Here is an 18,370-nt window from a genome sequence, read left to right on the forward strand (position 1 = left end):
CCCCCCGGCATTATCCGAACGCTAATGTCATTCCGCCGCTTCTGCAATATGGGAAGCTGGTTTGATGCTGACAGGCGTCGGTGGGGTGGGGCGCGGGATGTAGCGGGCGCCTTTCAGCCACAGCTTCAGCGCCTCCCAGTGAATACCGGCGACGATCTTGATCGTCAGGAACGGAATGCGCGCCGTAAGCTTGGCGAGCACGGGCGTGGTCATTGGCACGCAGCGTCCGGAGAACGTCGCCGCCAGCAACGGGCCTTCGCCGTCCGTTTCGAGAATGCGCCAGCGTATCTCCTTGCCCGGCGGCAACATGCGGAAGTGATAGCGCATGTCCATGCCGATAAAGGGCGAGACATGGAAGAGCTTGTCACAGCTCTGCCGCACGCCGCTTTCCGATAGTTCGCCCGCTTCGACGGGGCAGACGTAGGTGTGACGTTCGCCGAAGGTGTTGCGCACCTCGTAGATCATCGCGATCAGATCGCCGCTGTCGTCGTAGCAATGATAAACCGAAAGCGGATTGAACACATAGCCGAGGATGCGTGGATAGCAGACGAGCACGATCCGCCCCGCCCGCAAGCCTGCCTGCGCCAGCAGATCGTCCGCATAGGCACGCAGCGCCGGGCCGCCAGAATGATCGCGCTCGTGAAAGGACACCAGGTTGCGCCGGTTCACGGAAAACAGCCGTGACAGGCCGCCTGCCTCGACAAGGCGGTCGAGGTCAATCGACAGCGAGAAGACGCTGTAGCGGAAACGATGGCCGAAGGGCTTCATCCGTTGGTGCATGACATCACCGACATAAACCGCGGCCGAGGCATCCGGAACGGGACCGTTGGCCGCCAAGCTGCTTCCACGTCTGTCAAACGTGTTCGTCATGCGACTTCGTCCAATTGCTGCTGTGGTGTTTTTGGGTGCCACGGGATCGACGCCCCGAGTGCCTTTGCCGCTGAAAGGCCGGAGGAAAGCCCGTCCTCATGAAATCCGTAGCCTGTCCAGGCGCCCACGAAGTAGCAATGGTTCCGCCCTTGGATATCGGCAAGCGACCGTTGGGCGGCGACGCTCTCGGATGAAAACTGCGGATGCTCATAGGTGAACTCGGCGAATACCTTGCTAGCATCCGGTTCGCGATCCGGATTGAGCGTGACGAACAGCGGATAGCGCTGGTCGATCCCCTGCAGCCGGTTCATCCAGTAGCTGACGGCAACCGCCGCGCCGCCGCTGTCCCGGCTCGATCTCAGATAATTCCAGGAAGCCCAGACCTTGCGCCGCACAGGCATCAGCTTCTCGTCCCGATGCAGCACCACCCGGTTCGGCTGGTAGGGAACGGCGGCAAGCAGCATGCTCTCTCGGTCGCTGGCGTCGGTCAGCATGCGGCGCGTCTGGTCGCTATGGGCGGCGAAGATGACCTTGTCGAAGTGGGTTTCCGCGCCGCTGTCGTCGATGACGGTCACGCCCGCCTGATGCCGCATAACGCTGCGCACACCGAGGCCGAGTTTCAGCCTGTCGCCGAGCGGCGCAAGCAGTTTGTCGAGATAGTTGCGGCTGCCGCCGGTGACTGTCCGCCACTGGTGCTGCCGGCTGTAGATGAGCCGGTGGTTATCGAAGAAATTGACGAAGTGCTCCGCCGGAAACTGCAGCATTTGCGCCGCCGGCGTCGACCAGATCGCCGCCGCCATGGGAATGAGATAGTTGTTGGTGAAGCCCGGCGAGAACCCGCGCCAATCCAGATAGTCGCCGATCGATCGCGACGTGAGGTGCCCGGCTGCCCGGTCTAGCAGGCAGGTGCGGTTGAATCGCAGGATCTCCCGGATCATCAGGAGAAAGGACGGTCGCAGCAAGTTGCGCTTTTGTGCGAAGATCGACGACAGCCCGCCACCGCTCCACTCCAGCTTGCCTTCATCGAGCGAAAGGGAGAAGCTCATATCGCTCGCATGCGTGGCGACGTCGAGTTCTTTGAAGAGCGCCGTCAGGTTGGGATAATTGCCTTCGTTGTAGACGATGAAGCCTGTGTCGACAGGAATGCGGATACCGTCGTAATCCACGTCCACCGTGGCGGTATGGCCGCCGGGTCGCGCGTCCTTCTCGAAGAGCGTCACGTCATGGATTGGATTGAGCGCCCAGGCCGCGGAGGCGCCGGATACGCCCGAGCCGATCACCGCGATCTTCAGCCGTCTATGCGGGTGAGGGAAGTGAGCGTTCATGCGGCGTCCTTTACAGCGCTATAGGCTTTCAGCGCCTTGTCGCGGGCGGCGGCGTGATCGACGATCGGTTCGGGGTAATTCTCTCCAAGCACGACTCCCGCCTTCTTGAGTACCGCGTCGGGCGCCAAGAACGGCTTATGAATGTACCTGCTGTCCAGATCGGCCAGCTCAGGCACAAACTCTCGAACGTAGGACCCGTCACGATCGAATTTTTCGCCCTGCAGCACGGGATTGAAGATGCGGAAGAAGGGGGATGCATCTGCGCCGGAGCCCGCGACCCATTGCCAGTTGGCCGAGTTGTTCGCCGGATCCGCATCGACAAGCGTATCGCGGAACCAGTCGGCACCGCGTCGCCAGTCGATCAGCAGATCCTTGATCAGGAATGACGCGACGATCATCCGCACGCGATTGTGCATGAAGCCCTGCTGCCAGAGCTGGCGCATTCCGGCATCGACAATCGGATAGCCCGTCAGCCCGCGCGTCCATGCCTTGAACAGTTTTTCGTTGTTGTGCCAGACGAATTTGTCGAAGCGGTCGTTCCAGTTTTCATAGGGCAGCTTCGGGAAGTGGTAGAGCAGGTGGTAGCAGAACTCCCGCCAGGCCAGTTCCTTGCGGAAATGAACGAGGTCCTCCGTTGGCACACGTTTGGAGAGGCCGCGTGTTTCCTCCCAAACGCGGGCAGGAGAGATGAGGCCAAGCGCCAGATAGGGCGACAGCAGCGATGTTCCCGCTTTCGATGGGACGTCTCGGCTCTCCTTATAGCCATCCAGCGTGTCGTCGATGAAATCCGTCAGGCGATCGTGGGCAGCCTTTTCGCCGGGTGCCCATGTATCGGGAAATCTTCTCGCCCAGTTTGGCGCGTGCGGCTCCAGCTTCCAGGATGGGAGTGTCTCGGAATGCGGTTGCTTCTTCGCGAACATGATCTTGGAAGGGCATTCCAGCGGCGCGGGCGGCTCGCCCGCTTTTTCCAGCGCTCGCCAGAATGGCGTGTAGACACGATAAGGTGTTCCGCCGCCGGTCAGGAGCCGTGAAGGCTCGTGCAGCAACTGTCCGGCGAAGCTGCGTGCCTCTACCGCCTGTCTTTCCAGGTCCTGTTTCACGCGCGTATCGACGGCTATCCCCGCCGGGTCGTAGCGGCGGTTCCACAGCACCATCTCGGCCTGTGTGGATTTGATCATCTCACGGAGAACATCGAGCGCGTTCCCGGATGCGAGGATAAGCTTGCCGCCGAAATCCTTTAGTGAATTATCCAGAGCTTTGAGCGATTGGTGCAGCCACCAGTCCTGCGCCGCCCCGAGCGATCCGGCGCCGCCGCTTTCCGGTTCCCGGATATAAACAGCGATGATCGGTCGCCCAGACGTGCATGCCGCATTCAGCGCATGATTGTCATCAAGGCGTAAATCCTTGCGAAACCAGAGAATAGCCGGTTTTTTCGTTTCGCTTGTCACGTGAGCCGTTCCCTCGTTTTCGTCTGATGACTTGTACGGATTTACGAAGGATCTAGATCAAAGTTTCAGCCGCTCCGAGAGTTTTTAGCTGTCTGTGCCAGACAAAGGAAAAGGCCGGGGTCGCCGGCCTTCTCTCATCCATTTTCGATATGTCAGTTGTCGTATTCGCGGCACGCGTCGCTGATCGATGCGCCGCCTTGCCCGCCGCGCGTATCAACGCCGGAATGCTGCTGCGGCATGCCGGGGCAATCCATCGCGCGCGGCTGCGTCGAAATTCCCTGCGTCGTCATGGGATCGACAGGGGGGACGGCAACGGGGTGCGTTCCGTTATCGGAACTCGTGTAAGTGGAAGAGAACGATCCCGAACTTGGAGAGGTTGAACCGCCATTGGTAGGACCCATCGGGTCGGGATTAGATTGGGCAAATGCCGATGTGGCCAAGCCCGCCGCCAGGATAGACGCGGCGATAAGTGAATTGCGCATGGAGACATCCTCCTTTGTGTCTTTTTCGCTTCATCTTACAGTTACGTAACCCGCCTCCAGCGTCATTGTTCCGCGATTTTGGCGTGCGGACAGCCGGGATTTTCTTTCCGAGCTTCAAGCTTAGGTCGCGGTTTCTTTAGTCTAGTAAAATTATGGATAATACTTGCGGCAATCGGGGGCTGACGCTGATTGTGATCACGTTCCCTCAAGAGGATGCAGGAGAATTGTCATGAGCATCGTTCGTCACTTCGACCGCCTTTGCGCCATAAGGGATTCGCTCGAGGCGCGGCTGGAGCTGCACGAGGCCCGCTATTGCCTGGGCGACGAGGAGATCGACGACGGCAGCGGGCGCGACCTGCGTGAGCGTCTGGCCGAAATCGCCGAGGAGATTCATGCGCTCGCCCATCGTCCCCTGGAATTCGCATTTTAGTCGAGGGGGCCGCGATGACGACGACACTGATCGTGCCGGGGCTGAATGGATCGGACGAGGGGCATTGGCAGCGCTATTGGCTCGATGACGACCGGGAGAGCGTGCTGGTGACACAGGACGACTGGGAAAGGCCTGACGTCGACCGATGGGTCGAACGCCTCGAAGGCGCCCTGGAGGCGTATGGCGAGGCCTATATCGTCGCCCACAGCCTTGGATGCCTGCTAACCGCGAAACTGGCGGATCGGCCGTCCGCGCACCGCATCAAGGGCGCCATGCTCGTCGCTCCCTGCGACCTGCAGCCGACCGAAAGGCTTCATCCCGGCGTCATCCACTTCGGCCCGATGCCGACTCGCGCGTTGCCGTTTCCCAGCATCACCGTTGGCAGCCTCAACGACCACTATATGGAACTCGACCGCCTGACGCTCTATTCGCGCCTGTGGAAAACGGATCTCCGCAACATCGGACTTGCCGGTCATATCAACATTGCCAGCGGCTTTGGACGCTGGACCGGCGGATACGCTCTTTTCGGCGCACTGAAGGACAAGGCCAAGGCGCCGCGCCGATACGCATAGGCCCAGATCGGCCGCCGTTCGACGCCAGCTATTTCGGCTGGCAGTTCGCCGCGATCTGTTGGTCCAAGATGATGGCGGTCATCTGATCGTAGTAACTCTCTCGAAGCGTATCCATGAACCGCGTTCTCTCGGATGGAGCATCGCCGCGCTCTCGCACCAGATCTTCAAGGGTATTGCGCTGGTCGATGCATTTCCCGAACGCGCCCGGGATGATCTCCGAGACATCCCGGCAGAGCTTTTCTCCATAATACGCGGCATTCTTGGTAAGGCACTCATGATAGGCAGATCGGACCTCGTCCATCCGTTTCGTCGTTGCCGCGAAATCCCCCGCGTAGCTGGCCGTGGGTATCAGGAAAAGCACCGAAACCATGAGCTTGTTCATCGCCGCCTCGCACCGGTCGCTGAAGTGGATGTGAACAGGGTAGGTCGGAATGGGGCCGATGCCCAGTGATACAAAATCGGTATGCCGGATTGGCGATTGTGTTGCGACCGCGGGCGCATCGCTCGATTTCAGGCAAAAGAAAAGGCCTGCATTTTTCAATGCAGGCCTTAGAAACTGGCTCCCCGGGCCGGATTCGAACCGGCGACCTGTCGATTAACAGTCGAATGCTCTACCGCTGAGCTACCAGGGATCACCGCTCGCCGCGGTGTGAGTGGGCTAATACAAATGCTTGCTCGATTTGCCAAGCGGTTTTTTCAAAAAAATGACATCTCCTTGCAATCACTGAGGTTATCCCCATCTCCTGTGGATGACGGAAACCCGCGACACCACTGAAAAACAAGGCGCCAGGCGCTTCGGCATCGATCACTCGACCGGCCATCTCGTTTTGGGCTCGATACGTATCCGCCTGCCGCAATCGCGGCTGGCCCGCATGGCGATCGGCTTTTTGCTGATTGTCGGAGGCTGTCTGGGATTTTTGCCGATTCTCGGCTTCTGGATGGTGCCGCTCGGCTTCATCGTGCTGTCGCACGATCTGGCAATCGCGCGGCGCATGCGTCGGCGCATATCCGTTTGGTGGCACAGGAGGCGGAAGCCCGCCCCCTGAACTGGCTGTCGGTCAGGCGAAGAGGCCGCCGACGAAATAGAAGAAGGCCGAGATCAGCGCCGCCGCCGGCAGCGTGATCACCCACGCAACCACGATATTGCCGGCAAGCCCCCAGCGAACCGCGGAGACACGACGTGCCGCGCCGACGCCGACGATAGCGCCGGTGATGGTGTGCGTGGTCGAAACGGGGATGCCGAGCCAGGTGGCGCCGAACAGCGTCAATGCTCCTCCCGTTTCGGCGCAAAAGCCCTGCATCGGGTTGAGACGGGTAATCTTCGAGCCCATCGTGTGAACGATGCGCCAGCCCCCGAACAGCGTGCCGAGCGCCATCGCGGTCTGGCACGAGATCACCACCCAGAACGGAATGTGGAAGCTACCGCCGAGATAGCCCTGCGAGTAGAGCAGCACCGCGATGATCCCCATGGTCTTCTGCGCATCGTTGCCGCCATGCCCGAGCGAATAGAGCGAGGCGGAAACGAACTGAAGGATGCGAAAGGTGCGATCGACGGCAAACGGGGTCTGTCGCACGAAGATCCAGGAGACGGCGAGCACCAGGAACAGCGCCAGCAGGAAGCCGATCATCGGCGACATGACGATGGCGCCGGCCGTCTTCAGCAGGCCGCCCCAGACGATCGAGCTGAATCCAACCTTGGCAAGGCCGGCGCCGACGAGCCCGCCGACCAGCGCATGCGACGAGCTGGACGGGATCCCGAATATCCAGGTCACGATATTCCAGACGATCGCGCCCATCAGCGCGGCGAAGATCACCAGCGGAGAGACGATGCCGGGATCGATGATGCCGGTTCCGAGCGTCTCGGCGACATGCAGCCCGAAGAACAGGAAAGCGATAAAGTTGAAGAACGCGGCCCAGGCGACGGCATATTGCGGCCTGAGCACACGCGTGGAGACGATCGTCGCGATCGAGTTTGCCGCATCATGCAGGCCGTTCAGGAAATCGAAGAAAAGCGCGACCGCGATCAGTCCGATAAGCAGCGGGAAGGCGAGGGATGCGTCCATCAGACGTTCTCGATCACGATGCCGCTGATTTCGTTAGCCACGTCCTCGAACCGGTCCATGACCTTCTCGAGTTCGCCGTAGATCTCACTTCCGATGATATAGGCCATCGCGTTCGATTCCCGGTGGCGAAGCACCAGCGCCTTCAGGCCCCGGTCGTGCAGTTCGTCGGAGTGGCCCTCGACGCGGGTGACTTCCTCGGCGATGGCGCTCAGCCGCGGCGCATTGGTGTTGATGCGCTCCAGCAACGGTATCGCCTCGGCTATGAGATGCGCCGCCTGGACGATGGCTTCGCCCATTTCCTGCATGATCGGATCGAATTCCTTCTGTTCGAACAGGCGGATCGTCTTCACCGTCTTGTGCATCATGTCGATCGCGTCATCCATCGACTGGATCAAATCCTTGATGTCGACGCGGTCGAACGGCGTGATGAAGCTCCGCCGCACGGCGAGCATCACCTCGCGGGTGATGTTGTCGGCCTCGTCCTCGAGCGTAACGATGCGCTCGCAGTGCCGTTCGGTGTCCTTGCCCTTGAGCAATTCGTTCAGCGCATCGGCCGCACCCACGATGGTGCGCGAATGCTGCGCGAAAAGGTCGAAAAAACGGTCCTCTCTCGGCAAAAGTTTACGAAACCAGCTGAGCATGCCATCCATCCCATATGAAATTTTTATGCGCCCCTCATAAAATAGGGCACCTTGCAATAAAAGTGTCACAATTGGCCTGCGGCCGATTCTTTTGCGGTTTTCCCCGGCGCAAGACTGTGTTTCGCCTCGGTGCGATACACGGAACACCGTGCGCGCGAATGCGTTTCCTTCTCAAGCGTTCTGAACGCGCACTGTGTTTACTGTTCGAAGGTGTAAGATGAGAAAGCTTGCAATCATCATCGTGGCACTAACCACCGCGATCAGCGGGGCAGGGCCTTCATTCGCCGAAAACTGGGGCGATTCGCACTCCGTTCAGAGCCGGGGGACTTTTGGCGATTCCGGTGTCAGAAACAGAAACTTCGGCAATCGCTGTGCTTACTATCGGTGTGGCAACAGGTATAGCTACAACAGGCGCTACTACGATCGGGACTATTACCGCTATCGTCGCCACAATGACTCCGGTCTGATCATCGGCGGTCTTGCGGCGGGTGCCTTGATTGGCGGGCTGATCGCATCGCAGCCTAGGGCGCCGCGATACGTCGGCGACGACCATGTCAGCTGGTGCTATAACCGTTATCGCTCGTATCGCGCCTATGACAATACCTATCAGCCCAACTATGGCCCAAGGCGGCAATGCGTGGGGCCGTAATACGCCGGAGATTCGCATGCGTGCGTGATCGCTGAATGGATATAGATGCTGCTTAGAGAAAAGCCTTTTTGCAGCGCTATGTCGCAATTTCGCGTAAACTATTCTCTCGATCAATCCTCCATATTTCCATGGATCCGGCAGGATATACTAAGTGCGTAGATGCAATACATTGCATTTTCGTGATAGCTTCCTGACGTCTATTTGGAAAGTCGATGCGAAGACAATAATATTGGGAAATATCGCGCAGATTTGCCCTGAGGGGATCTGAGAAATAGCGGGCGACCAGCGGGATGAAGACCTCATCAAAAACGCGCATGGCTTACCTTGAAGCTGCACGGGGAATAGCCTCGATCATCGTGGTCTTTCATCATTTCCTGCTTGGGTTTTCACCATCACTCAAGGCGTCCGTGACAGAAGGTGGGCTGGCACACACGCCGCTTTATCTGTTCGTAAACGGCACCGGCGCCGTGGCTTTTTTCTTTGCACTCTCCGGCTTTGTGCTGACACTCAAGTTTTATCAGCAATTCTCGGCCTCGGATTTGGCCGCCGCGATCGTCAAACGGCTACCGCGGCTTGCGCTCCCGACTGGGTTGAGCATGATCATCGGCGCCGCGATCCTGCTTTATCTGCCTGATTCATACGTTGCCGCAGCCAGGATCACAGGATCTGGGTGGCTTGCGACTTTTGCCGGTGTGGGGTTCTCGCAGGATTTCGTTCCCGGCTTTGCGGATGCTGCGCGCAATTCGCTTCTCGTCTTTCTTTGGCCTGGTCATAGCCAGTACAATTCGAACCTGTGGACGATGGTATTCGAGTTCTACGGCAGCTTGCTGGTCTTTGGGTTGGTGGCGATATGTAGTCTCGCGCCGTTGCGTCGCCAGGGAGCCGTCGTCGCAATCCATCTTCTTCTGGTTTTGATCTGCGTCGTCCTGCATAAGTTGAATTTCGTGCCTTTCATCGCGGGGTCGTTGATCGCCTTTTTCTATTGCAAACGCCCCGCCTTGTTTCAGCTTGCACCTTCGGCGGTCGGCGTGCTGATCCTCATCATGCTGGCAGGCTATTCGACTGATAACGAGACCGCGCTCATCCTGGCCGCGGGGGCGACGATGATCCTGCTCCTGGGCGTCCCGTTGCTTGAGCGTCGGCTTGGCGGCACGGTCGGGCTCTACCTTGGCCAGCTATCGTTCCCTCTCTATCTGGTGCACGTGCTCGTTCTCGTCAGTGCGACCAGTGCTGCCTACACCGCGCTTGCGGGCTACGCATTGCCGCGTTGGAGTGTGTTGATGCTCTGCCTTGGTTTGACCTGGGTAATCTCGCTCACAGCGGCTATCCCGTTCATGCTGCTGGAAAGAGTCTGGGTCCCAGCACTTAATAGGTGGACACGGGCATTCCTGCGGTTCGTCAGGATGCCAACCGAGATTCAGCTCCCTGACGCAAAATGAGTCCCCCTCGGTCCTCATTTTCCAATCGTTGACATAACGGTGTGTCTGTTCGGAAACGGCCGTATCGCCCATCGTCAGGCCAAATCGGCAACGCAGTGCCACACCTGATTTCGGTGTGGCGGAACGGTTCAAGTAGAAATTGCCATAACTGAAAGATTCAGGCGCTATTTCGGATGGTTGTCGATGTGGCTGAAATATATTGGAGGCCTCGCCCGGAATTGAACCGGGGTACAAGGATTTGCAGGCTTTTCATGGGCATTGAAATCTATACAGAATTTCGCGGCGTGTCGCGTTCATGTTGCGATCAGCTCAGGAGCGAGCTTGCCGCCTCGGCCAATTCTGTGCCGTCATCCGTCCGCGGGAACAGGTGTCCGTAGACGTCCATCGTCATCACGATCGACGAGTGCCCCATCCTTTCTTGCACCATCTTCGGGGGCAAGCCAAGACCGCCGTCTTCCTTGCGATTGATCAGCCAACTCGCATAGAAATGGCGCAGCGCGTGCAAGCCGGGGTACTTCGCGGCAAGTATAGGATTGCCCTTGGCGTCCTTCTTTCCGCTATTCACGGTGACGCCGGCGCGAACCATTGCAGGCTGCAGGCCCTTTGAAACCACGTTCGAGTGCGAGCGTGAATCTCCGTCGGGATTGGCGAAGACGAAGTCGGTGCCGTTGGCTTGCTTCAGCTTCTGCTGCTTGAGGGCGCTGATGACCAAGGGAGGGACGGGGATCGTCCTGATCCCTGCTTCGGACTTCGGCTTGCCGATTTTCCGATACTGGTCCACCCGCTGCCGTATCGTGATCTCGGCGCGCTTCATATCGACATCCTGCCAGCGCAAACCGCGCAGCTCGGATGACCGCATTCCCGTGAAAATGACAGTGAGCAGGAGAGGGCGCCAGTTCCCCTCCAGGGCAGCAATGAGAGCTTTGATCTCGTCGCGCGTCGGTATATCGACGCCGACCTCAAGGCGCCCCTTCTGGCGTCGCTCAGACCGCCGCTCGCGGCCTTTCCTTCCGCCTCTTATGTCTCGAACCGGGTTGCGAGATCCCAAGCCTCGCTCGATGGCGTCTCCAAATATCGAACCCAACGACGTCAGGACCTTCTTCGTCATCGCGGCCGATCGGCCTTCGCTTCTCAAGCGGTCTTCAAACTCGCGGACGGACGGCACCGAAGCCTTGGACAGTAGCGTCGAGCCGATGAACGGAACGATGTGGTTTTGAAGGTGGTTCTTCCGCTGGTCGACGGTCGAGCGCTCCAGGCCAGCATTCTCACCTGAAGCAATCCAGAGCTTGCCAGCCTTCTCGATGGTAACACTCGCACTATCCGCTACGTGGGTGCCTTCGCGGACCTCGACGCTGGCTGTCGCCGAGAATGCGTCGGCTTCTTTCTTCTTCTGAAAGGTCTTCAGCCTGCGGATGCCGGTCGTGTCGACATAATCGACGACCCACGCCGACTTCTCCACGCCTTTAGGTGTCTTCCATTCCCTCTTTCTAACGCTCATGGCCAAACGCTCCCTCTCAGAAAGGTATGTCGTCGTCTAGGTCGCGGCTGTACTTGGCTTGCGTCTTCGGAGGTTCCTCCTTCTTCTCCGGCTCTCTGAGCGGCTCCTTCACCGGCCAGTCAGGCGCTTTCAAATTGGATTTCCTGAGAGCTTCCTGCATGGCTTTACCAGCTCCGAACCAGTCTCCTCCCTGAGCCTTATTGTCTTCGTGGATCTGAATGAACTCATCGATCCGAGGCCACAAAATATCTATATAGTGATTAAGTGGGATCGTCTTGTTTCTGGTCGCGAAGAAAAACGGCCAATGCGTTTTGGCAAACTCGAGTCGCCTTTCCTCTTCAAATGTCGGGAAGAACTCACGGCGGCTGGCAAGGTTGAGGCTCCGAACGCCTTCGCTGACGTCCCAGAATTCATCCCAGGTAAGTTGATGGCCATATTCTCGATCGACGACGGTCTCTTGAGCCGCGGCCGCGACGATTGCTCGCTCGACGACCGTAGTAATGGTTTGGCCTTTTAAGCGGGACATATACTCCAAGATGAACCGCGTTTTTGGATCCAGCCTGATTGTCAGTGTTTCGGTTTTCCCAGACTTGGTTGTGTCTTTCGCCATATCTCAATCCCCGTTGTCCACACGCACTTACACGTAATGCACGACAAGTGCAAATAATGCTTGACGACTCCGCCCGCTTGGTTAATTCTCCGTGTACTTTCACATAAGTACAAAGGAGGCATGTGAATGACGAACGTAGGGGAAACGAGTGTCGAGCTCGAGTTGGTTTGGGAGGTCGATCAAATTGCGAAACTGATTGGCCGCACGCATCGGCAGACAAACCATCTGCTGGCAAAGGGGCAACTGCCTGCAAAGAAGGTTGGGGGACGGTGGGTCGCCGAGCGCAGCAAGCTCATCGCCTTTTTCATGGAGAGTGCAGCGTGACCCAGAAAGCAAATGGCCCGGCAAGCGTTGGCGCGCTTCCGGACCGTGGTTCCATCAATTCCGAGCAGGAGAAAGATATGAACAAGGCAGTAGATAACACGACTTCGAATTCAGGACCAGCCCGCAACTTCGCCGGTCGTACTCACAAGGAGATTTTGGACGCTCTGGAAGATGTCGATGTCTCAATCGGCGAACTGCGCCGCGCGACCATGGTGCTGGACGAGTACGTGAATTTCGAAATCAGGGCTGGCAACTGCGGTCGCTTCAAAGAGCATTGCAACCTTACCCCCGAACAGGTCGACGGCATTCTCTACATGCTCGTCCATGTGCGGGACATGTGCTGGAATTTGGAGAGGGCGAATGACCGAGCCTATGGGCGGGAGGCACAGTCATGAGCAAGCCCATAACCGCACGTATCGCCACCGATCTTTCTGCTGTTTCACGCCGCCGATTCCTCGGGGTGGTCGCTGTCGCCGCCATCCCCGCGACGGCGACGGTGGCCGGCCCCTCCGTTGCTGCGCCAATGTCGGCGCAAGAGCGTTTTGACTTCCACATGGCCGAACTCAAGAAGGCCGCGGAAGAAATAGACCCCACGATCGGCGAATGGGTTTACGCCGGCAAGCCCGGCAACGGTACGCCTTGCACCTTAGTTTTGACGGCGTACCGCAGGACCGGTCAATATGAAGGTGACGGCTTATACGAGGCGGGCTCCCCGAACTGGAATGGCAAGCGAACCAAGTATGAGGTTCGCCTTATCGCGCCCAGTTCAGAAGGCCAGCGGCGGTTTGAAGTCTCTTGCCCCGGTGAACGGATGCATTTGACCGAAACCAAGCTCCGTACCTTCATCGGGCGGAGGGTCGCGTGATGACGTCTCCCACCAGCAGCATCAAATCGATGTTCCAGACCCAGGTCAGGAACGCTCGCATCGGCGTCGAACAGATCGAAGCCGTTTCCACGCATCTGGCCCAGTTGATGCACAACTTCCACGGCAACCTTTCCGGCCACGGCTGGGAGATTTGCGTCAGTCACGAGGTTGGTGCGGAAATGATCCTCATCAAGCCCGCGCGCAGAGGTTTGGGGGTGACCCGATGACTCAGTCTCTCACCAAGCGCGAACAACTGGAACTTCGGATCGAAGAGATGATCGCCCTTCTCGATCTGCTCGATGGAGATCCAGATCTCGAAGAAAACGGCGACGAGCGCGACGTCGGCATGCCGGCTTGTTGGGCTCAGTCATACAAGTCCGGCCAGACCCTCATCCTCGAAGACGACGAGGACGGTGGCGACACCGAGCCGAACGGCGACGAATTGGACACTGGTTCTTCCGAAGACGAAGGAGGCGTTGGCCCATGGCACTGACACCCGAAGCAGGTACGGCAAACAAGGCGCCAAAAGCTCCTACCAAAATGCGCGTTCAGATCATCGACAAGGGGCTTCCCGTCGGCCTTCCGGTGACCGTGTCCGGACGCGATGCCTGGGCGTTGCAAAGGCTCATCGACGCGGGCGCTCGCGGCTTCAGTTCAGTCGAAAATCCGGCACCTCGGACTTCGCACTACATCTGGAAGCTTCGCCGGTTCGGCTTCGCCATCGAAACCGAACACGAACCGCACGGCGGCGCCTATCCCGGCACGCATGCCAGGTATCGGCTGCATTCTGAAATCAAGGTCCTCGAAGGGAGGACGGCATGACGGAGGCCCGATCTCACCTCGACGATCATGCCGTTACGGCAGCAGCAGAGTGGGTCGCGGACAACGAGCCGCGCCCCGACGTTATCCCTGCAATCAAGGACAGGTACGGCCTGTCCGCTCTTCAGGCAGCGGAGGCCTGCGCGCTGGCGCAGAAGATCCGTGTAGCTCGGAGGGCTGACATATGAGGAAGTTTGCATCTGTGCCGCCCCGTGTGTGGCAGGCTGATCTGAAAGCCATTCGTGGCGATACTGAAGCCATCGTGGTCCACTATCACCTCACCACGAGCGGGCATGCCAACATGCTCGGCCTGTACTATGTGCCTGTCGCATACATCGCTCACGAGCTTGGAATTTCCTCAGAAGGGGCTTCGAAGGGGCTTCTGAGCCTCATGCAAGCCGGCATCTGTGAATATGATTTCGATCGTGACCTCGTTTGGGTGCGAGAGATGGCGGCCGACCAAGTCGCGCCGCAGCTTTCACCAAAAGATAAGCGCGTGAGGGGCATCGCAGAACAGCTCGCCATGCTGCCTATCTGCCCGACAACGTTGGGCTTTTACCAAAAATATCGTCTTCCATTTCACCTCCATGACGAGCGTTGCCTTGAAGATTTCGAGATGGCTATCACGGATTTTGGCGAAGCCCCTTCGAAGCCCCTTCGAAGCAAGGAGAAGGACAAGGATAAGGACCTAGGAGAAGGAAAAGGACCATCGGGCTTAGGAACAGCGAGGTCATCAAAAGCCGCTTCTCCGCAAGAAACTATGTTCACACCGTTTCCCATTCCGTCGTCACCGACCGAGGGGCGAGACTTTCTATCTCGACATCTCGTTCCGAAGTCACAAATGGATGAGTGCCTGAAGCGGCTCCTCGGCGGCAACCTCACGCCCTTCGATCTCGAAGGTATCGTCGAGACGAGGGGGGCGGCATGAAGCAACTCAGCCTTTTTGACTGGGCAGATGATCAGTCGCGGGACGGGGTTGGTTGGCGCCGATCCGCGGAGATCATCGACGTGATGCCCGCGCTGATCGGAAAGATTGCCGCCGAACCCGTCTGGCCGCCTACACCGAAGGCCGGGGAACTCATCCTCTTGAGGAGAGGGGCGGCGGCATGACGGTATCTATTCGCCATCTTCCAATCTTCGACACCGTGCCCGGCAGCGAGTATGGCGCGGGCTTTTTGCTTCACGTCGAAAAGACAGGGTACCCCGAGACCTACGACGGTGTCTCGACCTCGAAGCCGGAGCTGCTGGAAGGTGTTCGCTTCCTGACCGACGAGATCAAGGTTGTCACCAGTCTTCGCCTCGGCGGGGATTGGGTGCCTTGTGCTCTGTGCCGGCCGACGAGTCCTAAATGCCAGAAGGGCAGGCTGGCTTACTTCCCGCTCGAGAAGACGGTTTGCTTCGTCGGCCGCAACTGCGCTCAAAAGCATATGGGCGATGCCTACAACGACGCGCAGCAGCTTTGGGATCGGCAGAGCCGTTCGCGGGCTGTCATCAAGCGCTGGGCCGACATGCAGGCGAGGCTGCCCGAGTGGGAGGCATTCGCGCTGCGCATCAAGCCAGTCGCTCGATCGCTGCAGTGGATGCACGAGAAGCTTCACGACGATGCGCCCGAGTTTGCTCTGACCGCTTACGACGCACTGAAGTGGACATCGGGCCTGATTCGCGCCTGGGAGGATATCGGCGTCAAGGATGATGCCGGCAAGCCTATCCTGCAACACATGGAGCTTGGCAAGGCTGAGGGGTGGCGGTTCTTGCGCCATGACTTCCGCCCGCTGAAGACACTCCAACGCCTTCAGGCGACGATGAAGGAGGCCGCCACGGCGCTGCCCGTCCTGACCGACAGCGAGGACCAGGAAACGATGATGGAGATCATCAGGAGGGGCAGGGCCGCGTTCGGCGTAGCCAAGTCTCTCAACGACCTAGACGACGAGATGGTCGCCGCCCGCCGGTTCTTCGCCACCGGCAACCTTCGGCTGTTCGAAGCATGGTTCAAATCTGGTGGGAGTCCGTGGTCGAAGCTCGAATTCTATCGCAAGGCCAACGTCATCTACCTGCGCTCGGAGTCGGAGAGGGGCGCCGGCTACTGCAATCTTACAGTCCTGAAGGACTTGGACGGCGAACCGCCGCCCCGGTTGGAAGAATTCGCATGATAATGGCAACAGAACGAGGGCATGAAATGAGTTGGTATGTGGTTCGAACGGTACCGGGGCAGCAAATGCGAGCGATGGCTGAGTTTTCCGAGATGCAGCTCGAAGCTTACTGCCCAATGATGAAACGCGAGATCCGGCACCACCAGACGAAGAAGTGGATGCTACGCACTTACCCGCTGTTCAGCGGTTATGCCTTTGCATCGCTTCATGGTGATGCCGATTTCCACAAGCTTTACCGGATGAAGTCGGTTCATGCCGTCCTCGGCGGCGACAAGGGGCCGATCCCAGTGCCGTTAGAAGACATCAATACGCTCTTGCAGGAGGAAGCCAGGGGAGCATTCGATGTGATGCGCCCGGCCGGCCGGCCGGTGCTCAAGCAAGCCGACCGCGTCATGATCACCTCGGGGCCACTGCAAGGGCATTATGGCTCCATCACCACTGCGTCTGGAAAGCGCTCTGTCCGCATGCTTGTGGAAAGCATTGCGGATATGCGCGAAATCAACATCAACGTTGCAAAAGTCGAGCTTGTGGCATAAATATTGCGCAAGCATTTTGCAGGCCTGATGCTGCTGGGGGCCATCGTTGTCACCCACGGGGCCTAGGCGGAGCTAGCTGCTCCGCCACCCAATCCAGAAATGCGCCCTTTTTCCATTTCCTTTTCGGTCAGTTGCTGGCGCCTTAGCCACGCGCACCCCTGCATGCGATGCTTCGCGCTCGCTCGACAATTTGCAGCGGTTACTCCGACATGCGGCCGCCCGCATGCCAATGCCTCGGCTCGTACGACTTAGAACCTCCCGGCGCTGCAAGCGGGTCCTTTCCCGGGGAAGCCAAGGCTGGCGGACGTCATCATCACAAGGAGACTTAAAATGGAAACGGTGAACCTTTCCACGTTCAACGGCTTCAAGGTCGAAGTCGTCCCTGAAGGCACGAAGATTCGCGACGTCCTCGGCAAGAAGCCCGAGATCACGATCGACGACCGCACCATCGGCATCGCCGGCCACCGCCTCTACTGCACGGAAACGACCTGGGACCGCCTCAAGGCCGGCACCGAGGATAAGCAGGCGGACGTCCTCGCAGAAGACAGCACGGTCGACAATCCGCCCGCCGACGACAAGCCAGCCGCGAAGAAGGCTCCGGCCCGCAAGAAGCCGGCCGCCAAGTAAGCAGCCCTGCCGCGGGCAAAGCGGTTTTACATTTGAAAGGCATCCCCATGTTCATCGCCCTCAAAAGGATTTCCGAAGTCGGAGGCTCGCGCGCGACCTTTGAGCTAAACGTTCGCTTCACTTCGATCGTTGCCGTAGAAAGCGAAAATCGTAAGGGCCCCGATGACGAGGAGCTTTGCTGGATATACATCGGTTCCATTCGTCTCCTCGTGGTCAAGACGCGCGAACTCGCCGACTTGGTGGCCTGACATGGGTACCATCACTCGCATTGTCCGCATCAAGGACGGGACGGCCGAAGCCGCCTTGAGGGCGTTGGTCCACGATGCCTCGCTTTATGCCGATCGGCCTGAAAGCGTTCGTGACATCGTTGTCTCGATCAAGTGGGAAGAAGGGGCGATGATAGCCGTCGGCGCGTGGAACTCCGATGTTGACGACTCCACGAAGATGATCGCGCCGCTCCCTCATCCCAGCGCTTCCCCAGAGGAGCGTCGAGCTTGGGCAGAAGCCTATGCAAACGACGTGGTGGGCTGGCGGTCATGAGTGCACCGAAGGGAAACCAGTTCTGGAAGGCTCGTAGCACACATGGGCGAAAGCCTATCTTCGCAAACCCGGACGATCTGTGGGATGCATGTGTCGAGTATTTCGAATGGGTAGAGGCGAACCCGCTATGGGAAGCCAAGCCCTTCGCCTACCAGGGCATCGTGACGATCGAGAACGTCGCCAAGATGCGGGCAATGACGCTCGATGGGCTGACGCTCTTCCTCGATATCGATCCTGAGACGTGGTCGAACTACCGCAAGAGGAAAGATTTTATCGGGGTCGTATCGCGCGTGGAGCGGGTGATACGCGATCAGAAGTTCTCCGGCGCCGCTGCCGACCTTCTGAACCCGAACATCATCGCTCGCGATCTAGGTCTCGCCGACAAGAGCGAGTTGACGGGAAAGGGTGGTGATCCGGTGCAGGTCGTAATCTCATCTCAGGACGCCAATCTGCTGTGAGCTTTGTGCCTACCTCTGACCAGC

At 58.7% G+C, this 18,370-nt stretch carries 29 protein-coding genes and 1 tRNA gene; 20 read left to right on the plus strand and 10 right to left on the minus strand.

Annotated features, from left to right (window positions below; translation table 11 throughout):
• Positions 1-27: 27 nt before the first annotated feature.
• From QTL95_RS26835 to QTL95_RS26850, 4 genes are all read right to left on the minus strand, one after another.
• Positions 28-870, minus strand: a complete 843-nt coding sequence (locus tag QTL95_RS26835; RefSeq protein ID WP_289722878.1) for a DUF1365 domain-containing protein — start codon at positions 868-870, stop codon at positions 28-30.
• On the minus strand, positions 867-2,195 hold the full coding sequence (locus QTL95_RS26840) for an NAD(P)/FAD-dependent oxidoreductase (protein ID WP_289722879.1): 1,329 nt from the start codon (positions 2,193-2,195) through the stop codon (positions 867-869). Before QTL95_RS26840 ends, QTL95_RS26835 begins: the two co-directional genes overlap by 4 nt.
• Positions 2,192-3,643 carry a cryptochrome/photolyase family protein gene (locus QTL95_RS26845; protein ID WP_289722880.1) on the minus strand — a complete coding sequence of 484 codons (1,452 nt, stop codon included), beginning with the start codon at positions 3,641-3,643 and terminating at the stop codon, positions 2,192-2,194. The genes QTL95_RS26840 and QTL95_RS26845 overlap by 4 nt, the downstream gene beginning before the upstream one ends.
• A gap of 152 nt (positions 3,644-3,795) precedes the next feature.
• Positions 3,796-4,125, minus strand: coding sequence for a hypothetical protein (locus QTL95_RS26850; RefSeq protein WP_289722881.1), 330 nt, complete (start codon positions 4,123-4,125; stop codon positions 3,796-3,798).
• 229 nt (positions 4,126-4,354) lie between these two features.
• Between QTL95_RS26850 and QTL95_RS26855 the strand changes: the two genes are divergently transcribed.
• Both QTL95_RS26855 and QTL95_RS26860 read left to right on the plus strand, forming a co-directional pair.
• Positions 4,355-4,555 carry a hypothetical protein gene (locus tag QTL95_RS26855; RefSeq protein WP_289722882.1) on the plus strand — a complete coding sequence of 67 codons (201 nt, stop codon included), beginning with the start codon at positions 4,355-4,357 and terminating at the stop codon, positions 4,553-4,555.
• 14 nt (positions 4,556-4,569) lie between these two features.
• Positions 4,570-5,127, plus strand: a complete 558-nt coding sequence (locus QTL95_RS26860; protein WP_289722883.1) for an RBBP9/YdeN family alpha/beta hydrolase — start codon at positions 4,570-4,572, stop codon at positions 5,125-5,127.
• A 28-nt stretch (positions 5,128-5,155) separates the two neighbouring features.
• On the opposite strand, the gene QTL95_RS26865 is transcribed toward QTL95_RS26860, so the two are convergent.
• Both QTL95_RS26865 and QTL95_RS26870 read right to left on the minus strand, forming a co-directional pair.
• Positions 5,156-5,668 carry a hypothetical protein gene (locus tag QTL95_RS26865; protein ID WP_289722884.1) on the minus strand — a complete coding sequence of 171 codons (513 nt, stop codon included), beginning with the start codon at positions 5,666-5,668 and terminating at the stop codon, positions 5,156-5,158.
• Positions 5,669-5,684: 16 nt separating this feature from the next.
• Positions 5,685-5,759, minus strand: a tRNA-Asn gene (locus QTL95_RS26870).
• A 117-nt stretch (positions 5,760-5,876) separates the two neighbouring features.
• Between QTL95_RS26870 and QTL95_RS26875 the strand changes: the two genes are divergently transcribed.
• A complete protein-coding gene (locus QTL95_RS26875; protein WP_289722885.1) occupies positions 5,877-6,173 on the plus strand; it encodes a hypothetical protein in 297 nt (98 codons plus the stop codon).
• A 12-nt stretch (positions 6,174-6,185) separates the two neighbouring features.
• Here the strand turns inward: QTL95_RS26875 and QTL95_RS26880 are convergent, their stop codons facing one another.
• Both QTL95_RS26880 and QTL95_RS26885 read right to left on the minus strand, forming a co-directional pair.
• Positions 6,186-7,190 (minus strand): inorganic phosphate transporter, encoded by a 1,005-nt coding sequence (locus QTL95_RS26880; RefSeq protein WP_289722886.1) that lies wholly within the window; start codon positions 7,188-7,190, stop codon positions 6,186-6,188.
• On the minus strand, positions 7,190-7,831 hold the full coding sequence (locus QTL95_RS26885) for a DUF47 family protein (protein ID WP_289722887.1): 642 nt from the start codon (positions 7,829-7,831) through the stop codon (positions 7,190-7,192). The genes QTL95_RS26880 and QTL95_RS26885 overlap by 1 nt, the downstream gene beginning before the upstream one ends.
• A gap of 217 nt (positions 7,832-8,048) precedes the next feature.
• Between QTL95_RS26885 and QTL95_RS26890 the strand changes: the two genes are divergently transcribed.
• Positions 8,049-8,480 carry a BA14K family protein gene (locus QTL95_RS26890; RefSeq protein ID WP_289722888.1) on the plus strand — a complete coding sequence of 144 codons (432 nt, stop codon included), beginning with the start codon at positions 8,049-8,051 and terminating at the stop codon, positions 8,478-8,480.
• A 290-nt stretch (positions 8,481-8,770) separates the two neighbouring features.
• A complete protein-coding gene (locus QTL95_RS26895; RefSeq protein WP_289722889.1) occupies positions 8,771-9,919 on the plus strand; it encodes an acyltransferase family protein in 1,149 nt (382 codons plus the stop codon).
• A 304-nt stretch (positions 9,920-10,223) separates the two neighbouring features.
• Here QTL95_RS26895 and QTL95_RS26900 read toward each other — a convergent pair whose 3' ends face one another.
• A complete protein-coding gene (locus QTL95_RS26900) occupies positions 10,224-11,417 on the minus strand; it encodes a tyrosine-type recombinase/integrase (protein ID WP_289722890.1) in 1,194 nt (397 codons plus the stop codon).
• A 16-nt stretch (positions 11,418-11,433) separates the two neighbouring features.
• The gene (locus QTL95_RS26905; RefSeq protein WP_289722891.1) at positions 11,434-12,027 is read right to left on the minus strand and encodes a hypothetical protein; all 594 of its coding nucleotides are present in this window, start codon (positions 12,025-12,027) and stop codon (positions 11,434-11,436) included.
• 126 nt (positions 12,028-12,153) lie between these two features.
• Here QTL95_RS26905 and QTL95_RS26910 point away from each other — a divergent pair, with 126 nt between their 5' ends.
• The 15 genes from QTL95_RS26910 to QTL95_RS26980 all read left to right on the plus strand — a co-directional run bounded on the left by QTL95_RS26910 (position 12,154) and on the right by QTL95_RS26980 (position 18,346).
• The gene (locus QTL95_RS26910; RefSeq protein ID WP_289722892.1) at positions 12,154-12,351 is read left to right on the plus strand and encodes a DNA-binding protein; all 198 of its coding nucleotides are present in this window, start codon (positions 12,154-12,156) and stop codon (positions 12,349-12,351) included.
• Positions 12,348-12,746, plus strand: a complete 399-nt coding sequence (locus QTL95_RS26915; protein ID WP_289722893.1) for a hypothetical protein — start codon at positions 12,348-12,350, stop codon at positions 12,744-12,746. Before QTL95_RS26910 ends, QTL95_RS26915 begins: the two co-directional genes overlap by 4 nt.
• A complete protein-coding gene (locus QTL95_RS26920; RefSeq protein ID WP_289722894.1) occupies positions 12,743-13,216 on the plus strand; it encodes a hypothetical protein in 474 nt (157 codons plus the stop codon). Before QTL95_RS26915 ends, QTL95_RS26920 begins: the two co-directional genes overlap by 4 nt.
• On the plus strand, positions 13,216-13,443 hold the full coding sequence (locus QTL95_RS26925; protein ID WP_289722895.1) for a hypothetical protein: 228 nt from the start codon (positions 13,216-13,218) through the stop codon (positions 13,441-13,443). Before QTL95_RS26920 ends, QTL95_RS26925 begins: the two co-directional genes overlap by 1 nt.
• Complete coding sequence (locus QTL95_RS26930) at positions 13,440-13,709, plus strand: hypothetical protein (protein ID WP_289722896.1); 270 nt, start codon at positions 13,440-13,442, stop codon at positions 13,707-13,709. The genes QTL95_RS26925 and QTL95_RS26930 overlap by 4 nt, the downstream gene beginning before the upstream one ends.
• Positions 13,700-14,038, plus strand: coding sequence for a winged helix domain-containing protein (locus tag QTL95_RS26935; RefSeq protein WP_289722897.1), 339 nt, complete (start codon positions 13,700-13,702; stop codon positions 14,036-14,038). Before QTL95_RS26930 ends, QTL95_RS26935 begins: the two co-directional genes overlap by 10 nt.
• On the plus strand, positions 14,035-14,223 hold the full coding sequence (locus tag QTL95_RS26940; protein WP_289722898.1) for a hypothetical protein: 189 nt from the start codon (positions 14,035-14,037) through the stop codon (positions 14,221-14,223). Before QTL95_RS26935 ends, QTL95_RS26940 begins: the two co-directional genes overlap by 4 nt.
• On the plus strand, positions 14,220-14,963 hold the full coding sequence (locus QTL95_RS26945; protein ID WP_289722899.1) for a hypothetical protein: 744 nt from the start codon (positions 14,220-14,222) through the stop codon (positions 14,961-14,963). The genes QTL95_RS26940 and QTL95_RS26945 overlap by 4 nt, the downstream gene beginning before the upstream one ends.
• A complete protein-coding gene (locus tag QTL95_RS26950; protein ID WP_289722900.1) occupies positions 14,960-15,145 on the plus strand; it encodes a hypothetical protein in 186 nt (61 codons plus the stop codon). Before QTL95_RS26945 ends, QTL95_RS26950 begins: the two co-directional genes overlap by 4 nt.
• Positions 15,142-16,185 (plus strand): hypothetical protein, encoded by a 1,044-nt coding sequence (locus tag QTL95_RS26955; RefSeq protein WP_289722901.1) that lies wholly within the window; start codon positions 15,142-15,144, stop codon positions 16,183-16,185. Before QTL95_RS26950 ends, QTL95_RS26955 begins: the two co-directional genes overlap by 4 nt.
• A 26-nt stretch (positions 16,186-16,211) precedes the next feature.
• Positions 16,212-16,721 (plus strand): transcription termination/antitermination protein NusG, encoded by a 510-nt coding sequence (nusG, locus tag QTL95_RS26960; protein ID WP_289723179.1) that lies wholly within the window; start codon positions 16,212-16,214, stop codon positions 16,719-16,721.
• 330 nt (positions 16,722-17,051) lie between these two features.
• Positions 17,052-17,348, plus strand: a complete 297-nt coding sequence (locus QTL95_RS26965; RefSeq protein WP_289722902.1) for a hypothetical protein — start codon at positions 17,052-17,054, stop codon at positions 17,346-17,348.
• A gap of 47 nt (positions 17,349-17,395) precedes the next feature.
• On the plus strand, positions 17,396-17,596 hold the full coding sequence (locus QTL95_RS26970; protein WP_289722903.1) for a hypothetical protein: 201 nt from the start codon (positions 17,396-17,398) through the stop codon (positions 17,594-17,596).
• Between the two features lies 1 nt (position 17,597).
• Positions 17,598-17,888: a hypothetical protein gene (locus QTL95_RS26975; RefSeq protein WP_289722904.1), complete on the plus strand. Its 291-nt coding sequence runs from the start codon at positions 17,598-17,600 to the stop codon at positions 17,886-17,888.
• The gene (locus tag QTL95_RS26980; protein ID WP_289722905.1) at positions 17,885-18,346 is read left to right on the plus strand and encodes a DNA-packaging protein; all 462 of its coding nucleotides are present in this window, start codon (positions 17,885-17,887) and stop codon (positions 18,344-18,346) included. The genes QTL95_RS26975 and QTL95_RS26980 overlap by 4 nt, the downstream gene beginning before the upstream one ends.
• Positions 18,347-18,370 lie beyond the last annotated feature (24 nt).

Source organism: Rhizobium sp. S152 (assembly GCF_030380735.1).
Taxonomy (GTDB): Bacteria; Pseudomonadota; Alphaproteobacteria; order Rhizobiales; family Rhizobiaceae; genus Rhizobium.